This is a genomic window from Microbulbifer mangrovi (assembly GCF_002009015.1).
Classification (GTDB): domain Bacteria; phylum Pseudomonadota; class Gammaproteobacteria; order Pseudomonadales; family Cellvibrionaceae; genus Microbulbifer; species Microbulbifer mangrovi.
In genome coordinates this window covers 1-17,266 of sequence record NZ_LZDE01000333.1, presented here as the reverse complement: position 1 = coordinate 17,266, position 17,266 = coordinate 1, and the positions used below count along the sequence as shown (strand labels likewise).

Here is a 17,266-nt window from a genome sequence, read left to right as displayed (position 1 = left end):
GGAGGCTGGCAACATCAGACGGCGATCTTTTCCAGCGCCAGGCTGCCGATGGAGTAACCGGCACCAAAAGAACAGATCACGCCCTTGCTGCCCACGGGCAGATCGTCGCTGTGCAGATTGAACGCGATCACCGAGCCGGCGGAGGCGGTGTTTGCGTAGCGGTCCAGAACCACCGGCGCGCGCTCGGTGGAGGCCTCGTCGCCCATCAGCTTCTTCGCAATCAGGTTATTCATATTGATATTCGCCTGATGCAGCCACCAGCGGTCAATCGCGGCGGGTTGCATACCCAGTTCTTCAACCTGGGTCTCCAGGTGTGATGCCGCCATCGGGCACACTTCCTTGAATACCTTGCGTCCGTTCTGGCGGAACAGCTTGCCGGGGCCAAACGGATCGCTGTCTTCGGCGCGGGCCACGTAGCCAAAGTTCGAGCGGATATTGTTGGAGAACAGGGTCTTTGCCTTGGTGCCGAGCACTTCCCACGCAGACTCTCCGCTGCAGGTCTCGCGGCGCTCCACCACGCTGGCCACCGCCACGTCGCCAAAAATAAAGTGGCTGTCGCGATCGGTGTAATCCACCTGCGGCGAAGCCAGTTCCGGGTTGATCACCAGTACCGCTTTGGCCGAGCCGCCGCTAATGGTATCCACCGCGCGCTGCAGAGAGAAAGTGGCCGAGGAGCAGGCGACTTCCATATCGAACGCAAAGCCGTCGATACCGAGTTGCGCCTGGATTTCGATGGCGATGGCGGGGTAGGCGCGCTGCAGGTAAGAGGCACCCACGATCACCGCGTCGATGTCTTCCGGTTTCTTGTTGGCTTTTTCCAGAGCCAGCTTTGCCGCCTTCAGGCCCATTTCGGCCTGCAGACTCAGCTCGTCGTCGCCGCGCGCCGGCAGGTAGGGGCGCATGCGTTCGGGATCGAGAATACCTTCTTTGCTGACCACGTAGCGGCTCTTGATACCCGAGGCCTTCTCGATAAATTCGGCGGAGGAGTAGGGTTTGGCCTGCAGCTCGCCGGATTCGATGGCATCGGCATTTTCGCGGTTGTACTTTTCCGCGTAGGCGTTGAGCGCCTGTACCAGCTCTTCATTACTGATGGCATCCGGCGGCGTCCACAGTCCGGTGCCGCTGATCACGATGCCGCGGGGCATTTGGAATTCACTCATGTTCACTATCCCATCATCCTGTGCTGACCACTTGCGCAGGCATGCAGCCAGGGCAAGAGGACTTCTTTTATAACGTTAGCAGCCGGTTGAATTTTGCGCAGCCGCGGAAAAGGGCGACTATTGTGCCGATAGTGGTCATGCCGGTCTATAAACGGGCACGGCAGTACCGAGTGGTCATTGGGGAGAATTGGCTGAGAGTCAGGGGGTTCTGGCCAGCGCGTAAGCGCTAACCCGGATTGCCCCCGCTGCAAGCAGGGCTCGGCAGGCGACTTCGAGGGTTGCCCCGGTGGTGATGACATCGTCCACCAGGCCGATATGCAGGCCGTTTACGTGCGGGTCGCAGGCAAAACTGTTGGACAGGTTCTTCAGGCGCTCGCTGCGGCGTAATTCCTGCTGGCTGCCGGTAGGTGTGATCTTGCGCAGGGCGCGGTTATCCACAGGGATACGCCAAGAGTGACCCAGGGTGTCGGCGATCAGCTGCGCCTGGTTGTAACCCCGGGAGAGCTGCTTGCGCCAGTGTAGCGGCACTGGCACCAGCAGGTCAGGTCGTTCGGGCCCGGGATGCAATTGCCGGGCAGCCAGTTCGGCCAGGGTGCGTCCGGCGGCCAGGTCGCGCTGGTATTTGAAGCGCTGGATCAGTTGTGCCACCGGGTAGGCGTAATACCAGCAGGTGTGGCAGGAGGATTGTGGCGGTGGCTTTCGCAGGCAGCGGGGGCAGTGATGATCGGTGGTATTCGGCAATGGCAATGCACAGCTGGCACAGGCGTGGCCAAGGGCGGGCAGATCCCTGCGGCACGGGGCGCAGATCCCGTATTCGATTTCGGCGCCGCTGCGACAAAGGATGCACACCGCCAGGTGTCGGTCGATCGAGCGCTCCAGCAATTGTCCCAGCAGGCGCATTACCATTTTTCTTCCTCCCTGATCCTCCCGGCCGCACTTGTCCCTGCGGCGGTGGCCATTCCCACCCTTTTGGGACCTGTAAACCTGAAACGGTTCTGTTGGTTGACAGCCAAATGGCCCCCGCTAAACTGGCTGCCTTGATGGAAACCCGGTTGTACAACCGACCCCGGCGCCGCGACCAATCCGTTCCCGCGCCCCTGAGGAGAATAATTCCTGTGACTGCCAAGCCGCAAATGCCCCAAGCCACTTCCGTTTACGGCGAGGTTCGCCACGACTGGAACCGCCAGCAGGTTCTGGACCTGTTTGCGCTGCCGTTCAATGACCTGCTGTTTACCGCCCAGCAGGTTCACCGCCAGCACTTTGATGCCAACCGGGTACAGGTGAGCACTCTCTGCTCCATCAAGACCGGCGCCTGTCCGGAAGATTGCACTTACTGCCCGCAGAGCGCTCGCTACGACACCGGTCTCGAGCGCGAGAAGCTGATGAAGGTGGAAAAGGTGGTGGAAGAGGCGCGCGCGGCCAAGGCCGGTGGCGCCACCCGTTTCTGCATGGGCGCCGCCTGGCGCTCACCGAAAAAGAAAGACATGCCCTATGTCACCCAGATGGTGAAAGAAGTGAAATCGCTGGGGCTGGAGACCTGCATGACCCTTGGCATGCTCACCGACGAGCAGGCAAAGGATCTGGCGGACGCCGGACTGGATTACTACAACCACAACCTGGATACCTCTCCGGAATACTACGGCGAGATCATCACCACCCGCACCTATGAAGACCGCCTGACCACCCTGGGCAATGTGCGCGCGGCGGGCATGAAGGTTTGTGCCGGTGGCATCATCGGTCTGGGTGAAGGGGAAAAGGATCGCGCCGGCCTGCTGATACAGCTGGCAAACCTGCCGGACCATCCGGAATCCGTGCCAATCAACATGCTGGTGAAAGTGGCCGGTACCCCGCTGGCAGAGAACGAAGACCTGGACCCGTTTGAGTTTATCCGCTGCATTGCCGTGGCCCGCATCATGATGCCGAAATCCCACGTGCGTCTGTCTGCCGGTCGCGAGTCCATGAACGACGAGATGCAGTCCCTCGCATTTCTCGCCGGTGCCAACTCCATCTTTTACGGGGAAAAGCTGCTGACCACCGGCAACCCGGAAGCGAACAAGGATATGCAGTTGTTCGCTCGTCTCGGCATCAAGCCGGAGGAGTACCAGCAATACCAGGACGAAGCTTCGGTGGAAGCGGACCTGCAGGCGCAGATCACCGAGCAGCAGAACGATCCCTTCTTTTACGACGCCGCCAAGGCGTAACCCCGGTCAGCGGTTTTGACCTCGAGCCTCCAATCCTTTGTACAGCAGCGCCTCGACGAGCGTCGGGCGCAGCAGCTGTACCGCGAGCACAAGACCCTCGTCGCCGCGCCGAATCCAGGTGCGGTGGTGGATGGGTGTGAACTGATTACCTTCAGCAGCAATGACTACCTGGGGCTCGCAGCACACCCGGAGGTTATCCGTGCGCAACAGCGCGGCGCCGAGCTCGGTGCCGGTGCCACCGCCTCCCACCTGGTGAATGGTCACTTCGAGATCCACCAGCAGCTGCAGCAGAAAATTGCCGAGCTTACCGGTCGCGAAGCAGCGCTGTTGTTTGGCAGTGGCTATATGGCCAATGTAGGAGTGATCGGTGCATTGGTGGGGCGCGGTGATTTTGTGGTGCAGGATCGACTGAATCACGCGTCGCTTATCGATGGTGGCCGCCTGTGCGGCGCGCAGTATCTGCGTTTTGCCCACAACGATCTCGATGCCCTGGAGCGACAGTTGCAGCGCGCGCGTTCACAGTGTCGCGACGACGGAAAAATCCTGCTCGCGGTGGACGGGGTCTACAGCATGGACGGCGACACGGCGCCGCTGGCCGAAATGGCCGCGTTGTGTCAGGCCTACGACGCCTGGCTGATGGTGGATGAGGCGCATGGATTTGGTGCCATGGGCAGTGTGCAATCCCCCTGTGCGGGCAGCGTTGCCGCGGCCGGACTGGATCAGGATTCCGCACCGGTGGTGATGGGCACCCTCGGCAAGGCGGCGGGCAATGGCGGCGCGTTTGTTGCCGGTTCCCGCGAACTGATCGATTACCTGGCCCAGTTTGCCCGCACCTATGTATACACCACCGGCATGCCGCCGGCAGTGGCGGCGGGCAGCCTGCGCGCACTACAGCTGATGCAGGAGTTGCCGCTGCGCCAGACCCTGGACGAGCGTATCGCCTATTTTCGTGCGCGCGCCGCAGCACTGGGCCTGGCCCTGGAAAATTCCAGCAGCGGGATCCAGCCGCTGGTGCTCGGTTGCGAGAAAACGGTGCTGCTGGTTGCGGAACGGTTGCGGCAGGCGGGATTTCTGGTCGGCGCCATACGCCCTCCCACCGTGCCGGCGGGCACCGCGCGCCTGCGTATCACGCTTTCCGCGGCGCACTCGGAATCCCAGATAGACGCCTTGCTGGCTGCGCTGGTGGCCGCACTGGCGAGTGCGGAGTTACCCGTATGAGTACTATCCGGAACATCGCGCTGATTCACGGCTGGGGGAGCGACTCCTGTTGCTGGGAGCCGTTGCTCGACGCTATGGGGACAGTGGCACAAGCGGTGCATCGTATCGATCTGCCGGGGTTCGGTGAGTGTGCGTCACAGCCGTGGCCACAGACCGAGCAACTGCTGGCAGAGCTAGAGACACAGCTGCCGGAAGACTGCCTGCTACTGGGCTGGTCCCTCGGTGGCATGTTGGCAGTACAACTGGCCGCGCGCTCGCGAAAAGTACGCGCGCTGGTGACCATCGCCGCGAATGCCTGTTTCAGCGAGCGTGACCAGTGGCCGGGTATGCCGCCAGCCGTGTTTGATAATTTCTGTGTGTCGCAGCAACAGCAGCCGGAAAAGAACTGGCAGCGCTTCTGTGGACTCCAGGCGCGCGGGGATCGTGAAATGCGCAGCCTTTTGAAAACCCTCAAAAGTTGGCAGCCCGCAGAGTTTCCGACGAGCTGGAACCGTTCGCTGACCTGTCTGGGAGAGATCGACAACCGTCATCTTCTGCCGGCACTGAAAATACCCGCGTTGCATATCTTTGGAGAGCAGGATGCGCTGGTGCCGGCGGTCGCCGCACAACAGCTGCACGAGCTGAAGTGTCCGGTCACCATCATGCAGGGCGCGGGGCATTGCCCACACCTGAGCCGCCCGGCAGATGTGGCGGCACTGGTAAAGGGGATACTCGAGGATGGCGAATCTGTCCCACTGGATAAATCCGCGGTAGCCCGGGCATTCGGGCGCGCCGCGCAGAGTTATGACGCCGCCGCGCATTTACAGCGTGCGGTGTGTCGTGAGCTGCTTGGCCGTGTTGATGGGCACTGTAATCCCAAGCGGATTCTCGACCTCGGCAGTGGCACCGGTTACGGCAGTGCCCTGTTGCGCAAGCGCTTCCCCGATGCGGAAATCATCGCCCTGGATTTAGCGCCGGGCATGCTCGCTTTCGCACGGGAAAATCGTCCACAGGCCGACAATTATATTGCTGCAGACGCGGAACAGTTACCGCTGCGGGACGGTTGTATCGATCTGGTATTTTCCAGTTTCGCACTGCAGTGGTGCTACAACCTGCCGCAGCTGTTTGCCGAAGTGCGTCGCGTTTTATCGGCTGGTGCGCAGGTGCTGATTTCGACCCTGGTACCGGGTACGCTGCAAGAGCTGGAGGAAAGCTGGTCAGCAGTGGACGGGAATGTACACGTGAATCGCTTTCTGCCGGCAAGCGACTGGCAGCAGGCGTGTGCGGACCATCAACTGGGTGGCCTGCTGCAAACCGAGCAGCGGGTGCTGCATTTCGATGCTGTAACGACCCTGATGCGGGAACTGAAGAGTATTGGTGCGCATAACGTCAACCGCGCTGCGGGCAAGGGGTTGCTCAGTCGAGCGCGCCTGCGCCAGTTGACCGAGGCCTATGAAAACAAGCGCACTGGCGCCGGGTTGCCGGCGACTTATCAGGTGCTGTATCTCAACCTAAATCCATCCGATAACGGTGCCAGCGCACATCCGGTATTCACCGGTACGCACGCGGCTACGGGATCCGATCCCGTGTAAATGGCTGCCGCCCCCAGCGTCACTTTTCCGGCACAAATGCCACTACCCTTGTGGGGCCACCACTGCCTCCGCGAATCTTCATCGGCAGTGCAATCAGCGTAAACCCCCGATCCGGCAGTGCTTTCAGGTTGGCCACATTTTCCAGCGCCGGAATATCGTGCTGGAACAGTATCCGGTGGGTTTTAAACAGGCGGGAGGCGCCGTAATCGATACTCGGGGTGTCCAGTCCAACGGCCTTGATCTTGCGTTTTTTCGCAAGAAATTCAGCCGTTTCCGGTGCGAGTCCGGGGAACTGTAATTTCTCCACCGCCGCTTCGCCCCGCTCCGCGGTGCCCATATATTTCACCGGATCCGGCCAATAACGGGCGCTACCGGTGTCCAGCAGCACGATGCTGCCCGCGGGAATTTTCCCGTACTGTTTTTCCCAGCGTTCAATATCCGCGATGGAAACCAGGTAGTTGCGATTCTTGCCGATACGGTCGGCCACCCGGATCACGATCCCGGGACCGATCAACTGTTCCAGTGGCAGCTTGTCCACGCTGAGCTTGCCGCGGGCGAAGTGTACCGGTGCGTCCACATGGGTGCCGCCGTGTTCCGCTCCCGCCAGGTTGTAGGCCGAGTAGAAGTAACCCTTGTCGGTTTCTCCGTCAAAGACAGTGGACTTGGCAAACTTGTCCGCGGTGGGCCAGTAGATGGTGTCGTCAGCAAAGTCGTGGGACAGGTCCACCCAGCGTCCGTTGCCAAAAATCTCGGGTTGCGCCTGTGCGGGGATATTCCACCCGAGCGTTAGTATTGCCAGTGACAGTATGTGGAGCGGGCGCAGCAAAGCGGACATGAAAACCTCCCTGTTTTCTGTGCGTTGCGATTACGGTGGCAGGACCCTTGAACCTGTGAGGTCTGCGGTGGATAGTAGTCCGTCGGAAGCGGGACATGCTTCCATGTAAAACCGCCATTCACGGAAGTCGCGATACTTGAAAGCCTATACCAAAGCCAAGCCACTGCCAGCGGATTTTATCCGCGCACTGGCGCTGTCACGCCAGCGAGTGCAATACCCCTGGGAGGGGGATGTCGCCGGTCTCGTGGCACACCTGGGGGCGTTACAGCTGGACGCTATTCAGGTGATTACCCGTGCCCACCACCACCAGCTTTTCACACGGCTTCCCCGCTACCGCGAGTCGCGACTGGTGGAAGCGGAACAGGCGCGGCAGCTTTTCGAATACTGGTCTCATGCCGCCGCCTATTTGCCGATGTCGCATTATCGTTTCGCGCGGATTCGTATGGACAGAATCCGAGAGGGGCAGAAACACTGGTTTCACAAAAACGACAGGCTGTGCCGCTTTGTGCTCGACCGCATTCGCGCCGAGGGGCCACTGACCGCCAGTGATTTTGTGCGTGCCAAGGGGGGATGGTGGTCGTGGTCGGATGAGAAAAAGGCTCTGGAGCAACTGTTTCACGAAGGCGAGCTGATGGTGAGTCATCGCGACGGTTTCCAGAAAGTTTTTGACCTGCCCGAGCGTTTATTGCCGAGTGATGTGGTGACCGCGGCTGCATCTGAGAAGGAGTATGGCGAGCAGTTGGTGCGGGGTTTTCTGCGTGCCCAGGGTGTGGGGCGCGCAGAAGAAATCCACTATCTTCGCCGGGAAGACCGGGCACTGGTCAGGTGTGCGGTGGAAGCGATGCTGGGGAGTGGCGAGCTTGTCGCCGCTGGCGACGAGTTGATCCTCGCATCGGACCGGGAGGTGGATGTGCCGACACCGCGGCGAATGGTGCGTCTGCTGTCGCCGTTTGATCCGGTGGTGTTGCAGCGAAAAAGGTTGAAGCGACTATTCGGTTTCGACTATCAGCTGGAGTGCTACGTACCGGAGGCAAAGCGCCGGTATGGTTATTTCTGTTTGCCGATTCTTTACCGCGACCGGTTTGTCGGGGTGGTGGACCTGAAAGCAGATCGCGCCGCTGGGTTGTTGCGGATCAAGTCTTTGCACTGGCGGGCGCCACCCACAAGCGGCCTGGAGACGGGCTTCAATAAAGCGCTCGGCGACTTCGCCCGTTTTCACGGGCTGCTCGCCGAGGCGGTTTGATCTCTGACCTGAGAGACTATATCTGGGCGACTAGACCTGAACGACTACGTAGACCTCACGGCCGTCGCGTTGGGTCGGCATGAAGTAGTGGCCGCCATAGCGGTAGTACTGGATGCCATTGATCACCTCAGCGGTGTAGCCGGTGGGGAGCTCATTGACCACCTGGCCGGGCGAATAGGCCGGCTGAGTAGCGCCGACCGCAGGAGCGCTGGCCACCACGGTATTTGCTGGCGGCGGCACCACGACATAACGGTTTACCCGCGGCTGCCACTGGTAATAGGAGCTGCCGTACTGGTAGTAGGTCAGGCCGCCAATCTGCACGCGAACCGCACTTCCGGGCAGGGTGAGTACCGCGGCTCCCAGAGGCGCCTCGACCACCACATAGCCGGTGGGTGCCGGACGGTAATAGTAGCCACCGTGGTAGTAATAGGGATTACCTCCCACGGCCATGGTCATATAGCCCGCGGGCAGGATGGGTACGGTAAAGCCGATGCCGATACGCGGCCCGCGGAAGCGCGGTCCCCAGTAGCCGCCGTGGCGGTAACCGTGGCGATATACCGGTTTGTGGCCGTGATGGTGACCGCGATGTCCCGAATGCGCATCCGCTGGCGCCGCAAACGCAAAGGAAAGCAGTGCGGCAAGGCCCACACCGAAGAAAAGGAATTTGGCCGTGTTTTTCATTGATCCCCCGCGAGCGAGTACTTACTATCTGTGCAAATAATAACCGCAATCGCGGTTTTGCGCTACGCAATGACTCCTTTTCACCGTTAAGAATTGTCAGCTCGTCGCACCAGTTATCCACAGTCCATCGGCCCTGTGAACAACTGTGCGGCCGCCCGCCCTACAGGGGGTATGGCTTCCCAATCAGGCTCGGCATTAAGGGTGGCGGTTGCGCTGCACGATGCCCATCAGCTTGTAGAGCAGCTGGGCGGCGCCGAACTCGTAGGCGTGGAAGCCCTTGATGGGGGCGAACTCGAGCAGGTCGAAGCCGATGATTTCCCGCTGTTTTGCCACGGACTCGAACAGGTTCAGGGTCTGGTACCAGCCGAGACCACCCGGTACCGGAGTGCCGGTGGACGGGAAGACTGACGGGTCCATACCATCGATATCCAGGGTGAAGAACACCTGTCGGGGAAAGTCATCTGGCAACTGGATGGACTGCACCTGGTTGGGTACCAGCTGGTGGGCGTCCATATAGCGCACGTTGTACTCGCGGCGCGCTTGCACCTCTTCTTCACAGTAGGCCCGGATACCCAGCTGGTAGAGCGGCACACCGGCTTCACATACCAGACGCATAACGCTGGCGTGGCTGTGCCGATGCCCTTCGTAGCGGTCGCGCAGGTCGGCATGGGCGTCGATCTGCACAACGCCGAAGTCGGTATAGCCGGCATCCAGATAGCCCTTGATGATGCCCCAGGTGACGGAGTGTTCACCGCCGATACCCACGGGCATTTTCCCCAGAGTAAGTACTTCGCGGGTGGCGTTTGCGATGTTGTCCATCACCTGTTCGGCCGGCCCACTTACGTCTACGGCTTCCCGGGTGTAGATGCCGAGGTCGCAGGGGGTGGAGAAGTTGTCGAAGGTTTCCAGCTGGTGGGACGCCTCGATGATGGATGCCGGTCCCTTGCCGGTGCCCCCGCCATAGGAGACGGTCTCCTCGTAGGGGATCGGAATAATATGGAACAGGGCGTCCTCGGGCTTGGGCTGCTCGATTTCGGAGCCGAGGAAAATGTTGGGGTCTTCTGTATGCATAATTCTAGCTCTGAGGTCAGCTCTGGGTGGCCTCGGTTAACCTTCTGTGGCGGCGGGCTAAGATAGAATCAAGAAAGCCGATTCTTGAAGTCCTCATAGCCAAACTCTTTTACAAGCCGAAGCTCGTCGGTGTCAGAATTCCACAGCGCAATCGAAGGCAGTGGAATACCGTTAAACGTGTTGGTTTTGACCATGGTGTAATAGGCCATTTCCTCGAACACAACCCGGTCACCGATAAGCAGTGGCTCAGGGAAGCTGTATTCGCCAATACGATCGCCCGCCAGGCAGCTTTGCCCACCTAGTTGATAACTGTGTGGCAGCTCCTCCGGTAACGAAGCACCGGTAATCTCTGGGCGATACGGCATCTCGATTACGTCCGGCATGTGGCAGGTCGCGGATACATCCAGAATCGCTTGTTGTTTTCCATTCCACGTCAGGTCAACCACTTCGCCCACCAGGACACCGCAAAACAGTGCAACCGCTTCTCCCGGCTCGAGATACACCTGAACACCGTGCTTCTCGGAAAATGCCTTAACCGCACTAATCAGCTCTTCCACCTGATAATCGCAGCGGGTGATATGGTGCCCACCACCGAAGTTGATCCACTTCATCTGCGGAATCAGATCGCCGAACTTTTCTTCCACGGCCTCAATGGTGCGTTCCAGCGGTTTGAAATCCTGCTCGCACAGCGTGTGAAAATGCAGGCCACTGATGCCGGTCAGGTCCTCGCCTTCAAATAACGAGCGCACGATACCCAGCCGCGAACAGGGTGCACAGGGATCGTAAATTGCCGTGTGACCCTCGGAGTGTTCCGGATTGATGCGCAGGCCAAACTGTAGTTCTGGACGCTGCTTTTGAGCATCCAGGCAGGTCTCTCGGTAACGCTTCCACTGTGAAAATGAATTGAAAATTACATGGTGTGCGAAGCCCAGGATTTCTTTCAGTTCCTGTTCTTTATAACCGGCACTGAATACGTGCACTTCCTTACCGAGATCCTTACCACCGTACTCTTCAAACCCGAGTTTTGCCTCGTTGATGCCACTGGCACAGGTGCCGGAGAGATATTCGGCCACGATGTGGCCGACGCTGAACATGGAAAATGCCTTGAGTGCCGCCAGTACTTTTGCACCGCTGCGTTTTTGGACATCTGCCAGCACTTCGAGGTTATCGCGCAGGGCAATCTCATCCACCACGAAACACGGGGTGGTAACACGGCTCGGGTCGAAATCGCCGAAATAGTCTTTGCGGGGCGTCAGATCCATTTAACAATCATCGCTTCTTATATTTGCAAAAATCCCGGATCTCGCGATCCGGGATTGATGGGTATTACACGAAAGGCTTGTCCAGCCAGGTTTCCTGCCACGGCAGGCCGTACTTGTTCAGGTCATCCATAAACGGATCCGGGTCCAGCTGTTCCATATTCCACACCCCGGGTTTCATCCACTTGCCTTCCATCATCATCTTGGCACCGATCATTGCCGGTACGCCGGTGGTGTAAGAGATGGCCTGGGACTGGACCTCCTTATAGGCCTCCTGGTGGTCGCAGATGTTGTAGACATAGTAAATCTTGTCTTCACCGTCTTTGACGCCCTTGATGATATTGCCGATACAGGTCTTGCCCTTGGTCAGCGGACCGAGGCTCGCCGGGTCTGGCAGCAGCGCTTTCAGGAACTGGATCGGAACAATTTGTTGCCCCTGGAATTCGATGGGCTCGATACTGGTCATGCCCACATTCTGCAGTACCTCGAGATGCTTCAGGTAGCTCGCGCCGAAGGTCATCCAGAAACGCGCGCGTTCGATCTCCGGGAAGTGCTTGGACAGGGATTCCAGCTCTTCGTGGTACAGCAGGTACAGATCCTTTTCACCGATACCTTCCGGGAACTCGAATACCCGCTTTTCTTCCATGGGCTTGGTAGTGACCCATTTGCCATCTTCCCAGTAACGACCATTCGCAGTGATTTCGCGGATGTTGATTTCCGGGTTGAAGTTGGTGGCAAATGGCAGACCGTGATCGCCCGCATTACAGTCGAGAATATCCAGGGTCTTGATACGGTCAAAGTGGTGCTTTTTCGCATAGGCGGTAAACACACTGGTGACACCCGGATCGAAACCGCTGCCCAGCAGCGCCATCAGGCCCGCTTTCTCGAACTTGTCCTGATAGGCCCACTGCCAGCTGTACTCGAACTTGGCCTCTTCCGGCGGTTCGTAGTTGGCAGTGTCCAGATAGTGCACGCCGGTTTCCAGGCAGGCATCCATGATGTGCAGGTCCTGGTAGGGCAGGGCCACATTGATGACCATGTCCGGCTTGACCTTTTCGATCAGCGCGACCATTTCTCCGACGTTATCGGCATCCACTTCCGCGGTGTTGATTTTGCGCGGCAGCATATCGGCGATTTTGTCGCATTTCGATTTTGTGCGGCTGGCGAGGGTGATATTTTCAAAAACTTCCTCAACCTGCGCACACTTGTGTGCAACCACCTGACCGACGCCACCGGCGCCTACTATCAGAACGTTGGCCATTTTTTTCTCCCTGATCGTGATGTTGGGGAAACCAATAAATTATTTCTCGAAGTAGGTATACCCACTCATGCTTGCAGTGTAAGTGTGCAAAATATCCTTACGCTGCTGTGCAGTGATGCGCTTTTCTTTCACTGCCCGCTCCGCCAGCTTGCGGAAACGCTCAAACAGATCCTGTGGTGAGTACTCCACATAACTCAACACATCGGCAATGCTGTCACCGTGGATTTCTCGGCTGTAATCGACGTGTCCCTCGTCGTCGATACGCACGCTTACCACATTGGTATCGCCAAACAGGTTGTGTAGATCACCCAGGGTTTCCTGATAGGCGCCAACCAGAAAAGTTCCCAGAATATATTCTTCACCTTCCTTCAGCGGGTGCAGTGGCAGAGTCTTGCGTACATCCTGTCGATCGATAAACCGGTCGATCTTGCCGTCGCAGTCGCAGGTGATGTCCGCGATGATTGCCGAGCGGGTCGGCGCCTCGTCCAGACGGTGCACCGGCAGCAACGGGAACAACTGATCGATTGCCCAGATATCCGGCAGCGACTGGAACACACTCACATTCGCGTAGTAAATATCTGACAACACTTCCGGCAGTGCCTGCAGGTCCACCGGAATTTGATCCACTTCGTCCAGCAGTTTGCGGATACGCTGTGCGCACTGCAAAAACAGGTTCTCCGCCAGCGCGCGATCCCGCAGACTCACCTGGCCGTGCAGGTAGAGCGCGCGAATCTCATCGCGGTAATAAAGGCCATCGTTGTAGCTCTCCTGCAGATTCTTCGGCGTCACACTCTGCAACGCATCCTGCAGGTTCTTCAGCATCGGGTGTGCGTCGTCACCGATACTGTCTTCTTCCAGCTCGATAGGCTCGAAGCTGGTGGTATCCAGGATGTTGAACAGCAATACCGACGAATAGGCTACCGTGGCGCGGCCTGACTCGGTAATGATCACCGGGTGGTCCACGCCCTCGCTGTCCAGGGTGCCCATGATCGCCTCGACCACATCCACGCAGTACTCGTCCAGCGAGTAGTTCTTGGAGTGGGTGTAGTTGGTCTTGGAGCCATCGTAATCCACCGCCAGGCCGCCACCCAAGTCCAGATAGCCCATGGCGGCGCCTTCTTCTACCAGGTCTGCATAGTAGCGACAGGCTTCCAGCACCCCGGTGCGGATGTCGCGGATATTCGGCACCTGCGAGCCCAGGTGATAGTGCAGCAGCTTCAGGCAGTGCAGCATATTGTGGTCGCGCAGCTTGTCGACCATCGCAATCAGGTCGTTACTGCCGAGGCCGAAGATGCTGCGGTCGCCGCTGGTGGCATTCCAGTAGCCGCCCACCTTGGAGGCGAGTTTGACCCGCACACCGATATTGGGCTCTACCTGCTCGCGCTCGGCACAGTGGATGATGGTGTCCACTTCCGACGGAGTTTCCACCACAAAGAAAACCTGCACGCCAAGGCGCTGCGCCTGCAGGCCCAGGTTGATGAACTCTTCATCTTTGTAACCGTTGCAGACGATCAGCGCGTCGGTGTTGTCGAGTATCGACAGCGCTGCAATCAACTCCGCCTTGCTGCCAGCTTCCAGGCCGTGGCCGAACTGCCGCCCGGCGCGGGCAATCTCTTCGATCACCTGGCATTGCTGGTTCACTTTGATCGGGAAGACGCCGCGGAATACGTTCTGGTAACCGCTACTTTCAATCGCGCTGCGGAAGGAATTGTTGATACGCGCCACTTGCGCGTCCAACAAATTCTCAAAACGCACCAGCAGCGGCATACCGAGGCCGCGCTCGGTAGCACCGTGGGCAATGTCCAGCAGGGAGACAGCGTGCAGATCACCGGCGTCGTTTTTTACCTCAACCGTGATCTCACCAGACTGGTTCAAATTGAAATAACCGGCACCCCAGTTGCGGATACCGTAGAGCTCTGCGGAGTTTTCGCAGGTCCAGTTTTCGATCTGTTGTTGTTTCATGGCGCCTTTTAAGTTGGGGAATCCTTGGGTGCTCTGAGAGTGTATTCCGGAAACAGTTCCCGGGGTGCGTCAGGGGCGCGAATCTTGGGGCCAGTCTTTGTTGAAAGCAATAACTATAGAAAAGAAATTTTGCCTTTTTTAACCGGCAAAAATTAAATTTTTATTCGGTTTTGTGCGCTGTGTATTTATGCGTGCATTACTGGCGCACAAATTTTTCAGTATGACTGGAATGACAGTATTGAGAACGGTTGGGAAGTGGGCGTGAGAGGTGGTGGAGGGCGGGAATAAAAAAAGCGACTCCGGAGAGTCGCCAGGGGTAATAACCGAATTCTCATTCGGTTGTTGGGGTTGGGAGAAATACGATTCCTGTGAGAACGGTTTGCTGCGCTTCCGGTTTAGAAAAATCCGGGGTTGGCGACCACCATATAGCCGCGGCGACGATGATCCCAGCGGTAGTAAGTGTCGTAGGCCACGTAATAACTCAGGCCGTTAAAACTCACGCTCATGGCTGCGCCGGGCAGGGTGCGTACAAAGGCGCCGATCGGGGCCTCGGCGACCACATAGCCTGCGCCGTAGGGGCGGTAGAAGATGCCATCGCTGAAGTAGTAGCCGAGACCGCCGAAGGTCAGGCTGATATAACTTGTGGGCAGGCGCTTCCAGCGATAGCCGTAACCGTAGTGTGCCGGACGCCAGCGGTGCTTGTGCGGACGATAGTGCGGACGGTGCGGTCTGTGATGGCCGTGATTGCCGCCCCTGTAACCGTGATCGTGTCCACGCCCGTGTTTGCGTTCGTGCTTGCGGTCGTGACGGTTTTTGTCATAGCGACGGTCGTAGCCCACGTACTTCAGGTATTTGTGATCATCTTTACCGCGGTGATGGTCGCGGTTGCCACCCTGTCGGTTCTGGTTTTGGCGGCGGTCGTCACGGGCGTGGGCGCGGTCCTGGCGACGATTGCGGTCATCCCGGCGCTTGTTCTCGATATCCCGGATTTTGTTGTGGTGCCGCTCGTTGCGGTCCCGCTGTTGCTGAACGAACTTGCGGCTGTGGTCATTCTTGTGGTGGCGATCGTCCCTGTCCGCCAGTGCCGGCCCGGCGGTCAGCAGCAGGCTGGCGGTGGTGATGGCAGCTATCAGTGTTTTCATGGTCGCTCTCCGCAGCCGCCGGGGCGGCTTTCAGGCCCCTTGCCGGGGCTTTCTGTGAATATGGGAGCAAGTTTGCCCTGCGTACACTGAATCCTTCCTGAACCGGACAGAGCGAATTGATAACTGTGTCGCGAAAACCGAATCTGACCAATGTTTTCGGGCTGGGTCACTCAATTTGTTCCCGTCGGCGGTGGGAGGTAATATGCCGCCCGTGTACACCTCTGGCGGAACCCCCGGCAATGCAAGTCTTTCACCATGTGGCCAGCCTGCGCGACGCGCTGGGCCAGGCCCGCCGCGATGGCAAGACCATCGGTTTCGTGCCCACCATGGGCAACCTCCATGCCGCACATATCGAGCTGGTCAACCTGGCCCGGCAGCAGTGCGACGTGGTGGTCGTATCCATCTTCGTCAACCGTCTGCAATTCGGCCTGAATGAGGACTGGGATACCTATCCCCGCACCATGCAGGAGGATATGGCCAAGCTCCGTGCCGCGGATTGTGACTTCCTGTTCCACCCGGAAGAGAGCGAGATTTACCCCAACGGTATGGACCAGCAAACGCGAGTGGTGTGTCCGGCCATGACCGACGTGCTGTGTGGCGCCAGCCGCCCCGGACACTTTGAAGGGGTGACTACCGTCGTCGCCAAGCTGTTCAACATTGTGCAGCCAGACAGGGCGGTATTTGGTATCAAGGATTTCCAGCAGCTGGCGGTGATCCGCCGGATGGTGGAAGACCTGTGTATCCCGGTGGAGATTGTCGCGGCTCCGGTACACCGGGAAGAGGATGGTCTGGCGATGAGTTCGCGCAATGGCTATCTCACCGAGGAGGAGCGTCCGAAGGTGGCGATTCTGAACCAGTCGCTAAACTGGGCACGCACAGAGATTGAAAACGGCCGTCGGGATTTTGCCGCGCTGGAAGATGAGGCTAAGACTCGGATCGAGCATGCCGGATTCAAGGTGGACTATTTTTCCATCTGCAACAGCAAGGATCTGCAACCAGCGGCGCACGATGACCGCGAAATCACATTGCTCGGTGCCATGTACACCAGCGGTGCGCGCCTGATCGACAATGTTTCTTTGAGTATGTGAGAGGACTCCGTGATGCAAATTGAGATGCTGAAGGGCAAGCTGCACATGGCGGCGGTGACTCAGGCAGAGCTGTGGTATGACGGTTCCTGCGCGATCGATGAAGATCTGGTGGAGCTCGCTGGGCTGCGCGAGTTTGAGAAGATCGATATTTACAATGTTTCCAATGGCGAGCGTTTCCACACCTACGTGATTCTCGCCGAGCGCGGTTCCGGGATTATTTCCATGAATGGCGCCGCAGCGCGCCGCGTGCAGGTTGGCGATCGGATCATCATCGCGGCTTATGCTCAGGTGTCCGAAGCTGAAGCTGATTCGTTTAAGCCCAAGCTGGTTTATCTCGACGAGCAGAATCGGGTGGAGCGGAGCACCAATACTATCCCCGTGCAGATGTCCGAGCCTGCGTGATTCTTTGGGGGCTGTGGTCCGTTTGTGCGACGCTCCTGAAAGCCAATCCCCGTCACTCTACCTTCGATTTCGGATCTGGTAGTGCGTGAGCTTAGCCTGACATGATCAGAGCGCATTGCTAGAAGCGAAGGCCAAGCGCTGGGTATAAGTTTTCGAAAGCGTCGGCGACAGG

15 protein-coding genes are annotated in these 17,266 nt (G+C 58.6%); 6 read left to right on the top strand and 9 right to left on the bottom strand.

The features are described 5' to 3' along the window. Positions 1 to 14 precede the first annotated feature (14 nt). Positions 15 to 1,160 (bottom strand): beta-ketoacyl-ACP synthase III, encoded by a 1,146-nt coding sequence (locus tag B4U49_RS14090; protein ID WP_204903051.1) that lies wholly within the window; start codon positions 1,158 to 1,160, stop codon positions 15 to 17. A 198-nt stretch (positions 1,161 to 1,358) separates the two neighbouring features. After that, complete coding sequence (locus tag B4U49_RS14085; protein WP_078085247.1) at positions 1,359 to 2,066, bottom strand: ComF family protein; 708 nt, start codon at positions 2,064 to 2,066, stop codon at positions 1,359 to 1,361. Between the two features lie 227 nt (positions 2,067 to 2,293). On the opposite strand from B4U49_RS14085, the gene bioB reads away from it, so the two are divergent. The 3 genes from bioB to bioC are packed head-to-tail and all read left to right on the top strand — an operon-like array spanning position 2,294 to position 6,150. Then, positions 2,294 to 3,361 (top strand): biotin synthase BioB, encoded by a 1,068-nt coding sequence (gene bioB, locus B4U49_RS14075; protein ID WP_078085245.1) that lies wholly within the window; start codon positions 2,294 to 2,296, stop codon positions 3,359 to 3,361. Between the two features lie 15 nt (positions 3,362 to 3,376). Next, the gene (bioF, locus tag B4U49_RS14070) at positions 3,377 to 4,579 is read left to right on the top strand and encodes an 8-amino-7-oxononanoate synthase (protein ID WP_078085244.1); all 1,203 of its coding nucleotides are present in this window, start codon (positions 3,377 to 3,379) and stop codon (positions 4,577 to 4,579) included. Continuing rightward, on the top strand, positions 4,576 to 6,150 hold the full coding sequence (gene bioC / locus B4U49_RS14065) for a malonyl-ACP O-methyltransferase BioC (RefSeq protein ID WP_078085243.1): 1,575 nt from the start codon (positions 4,576 to 4,578) through the stop codon (positions 6,148 to 6,150). The genes bioF and bioC overlap by 4 nt, the downstream gene beginning before the upstream one ends. 19 nt (positions 6,151 to 6,169) lie before the next feature. Here bioC and B4U49_RS14060 read toward each other — a convergent pair whose 3' ends face one another. Beyond that, the gene (locus B4U49_RS14060; RefSeq protein WP_078085242.1) at positions 6,170 to 6,985 is read right to left on the bottom strand and encodes a cyclase family protein; all 816 of its coding nucleotides are present in this window, start codon (positions 6,983 to 6,985) and stop codon (positions 6,170 to 6,172) included. A 136-nt stretch (positions 6,986 to 7,121) separates the two neighbouring features. On the opposite strand from B4U49_RS14060, the gene B4U49_RS14055 reads away from it, so the two are divergent. After that, positions 7,122 to 8,228 carry a winged helix-turn-helix domain-containing protein gene (locus B4U49_RS14055; RefSeq protein ID WP_078085241.1) on the top strand — a complete coding sequence of 369 codons (1,107 nt, stop codon included), beginning with the start codon at positions 7,122 to 7,124 and terminating at the stop codon, positions 8,226 to 8,228. 30 nt (positions 8,229 to 8,258) lie between these two features. On the opposite strand, the gene B4U49_RS14050 is transcribed toward B4U49_RS14055, so the two are convergent. From B4U49_RS14050 to B4U49_RS14025, 6 genes are all read right to left on the bottom strand, one after another. Next, positions 8,259 to 8,909 (bottom strand): DUF6515 family protein, encoded by a 651-nt coding sequence (locus B4U49_RS14050; RefSeq protein ID WP_078085240.1) that lies wholly within the window; start codon positions 8,907 to 8,909, stop codon positions 8,259 to 8,261. A gap of 195 nt (positions 8,910 to 9,104) precedes the next feature. Then, positions 9,105 to 9,980, bottom strand: coding sequence for an agmatinase (gene speB / locus B4U49_RS14045; RefSeq protein WP_078085239.1), 876 nt, complete (start codon positions 9,978 to 9,980; stop codon positions 9,105 to 9,107). A gap of 68 nt (positions 9,981 to 10,048) precedes the next feature. Beyond that, positions 10,049 to 11,242, bottom strand: a complete 1,194-nt coding sequence (nspC, locus tag B4U49_RS14040; protein ID WP_078085238.1) for a carboxynorspermidine decarboxylase — start codon at positions 11,240 to 11,242, stop codon at positions 10,049 to 10,051. Positions 11,243 to 11,306: 64 nt separating this feature from the next. Continuing rightward, positions 11,307 to 12,500 (bottom strand): saccharopine dehydrogenase family protein, encoded by a 1,194-nt coding sequence (locus B4U49_RS14035; protein ID WP_078085237.1) that lies wholly within the window; start codon positions 12,498 to 12,500, stop codon positions 11,307 to 11,309. A gap of 39 nt (positions 12,501 to 12,539) precedes the next feature. Further along, a complete protein-coding gene (gene speA, locus B4U49_RS14030; protein WP_078085236.1) occupies positions 12,540 to 14,462 on the bottom strand; it encodes a biosynthetic arginine decarboxylase in 1,923 nt (640 codons plus the stop codon). Between the two features lie 395 nt (positions 14,463 to 14,857). Then, positions 14,858 to 15,604, bottom strand: a complete 747-nt coding sequence (locus B4U49_RS14025; RefSeq protein WP_078085235.1) for a DUF6515 family protein — start codon at positions 15,602 to 15,604, stop codon at positions 14,858 to 14,860. Between the two features lie 239 nt (positions 15,605 to 15,843). Between B4U49_RS14025 and panC the strand changes: the two genes are divergently transcribed. Both panC and panD read left to right on the top strand, forming a co-directional pair. Continuing rightward, positions 15,844 to 16,692 carry a pantoate--beta-alanine ligase gene (gene panC, locus B4U49_RS14020; RefSeq protein WP_078085234.1) on the top strand — a complete coding sequence of 283 codons (849 nt, stop codon included), beginning with the start codon at positions 15,844 to 15,846 and terminating at the stop codon, positions 16,690 to 16,692. Positions 16,693 to 16,704: 12 nt separating this feature from the next. Then, positions 16,705 to 17,094 carry an aspartate 1-decarboxylase gene (gene panD, locus B4U49_RS14015; protein WP_078085233.1) on the top strand — a complete coding sequence of 130 codons (390 nt, stop codon included), beginning with the start codon at positions 16,705 to 16,707 and terminating at the stop codon, positions 17,092 to 17,094. Positions 17,095 to 17,266: the final 172 nt, after the last annotated feature.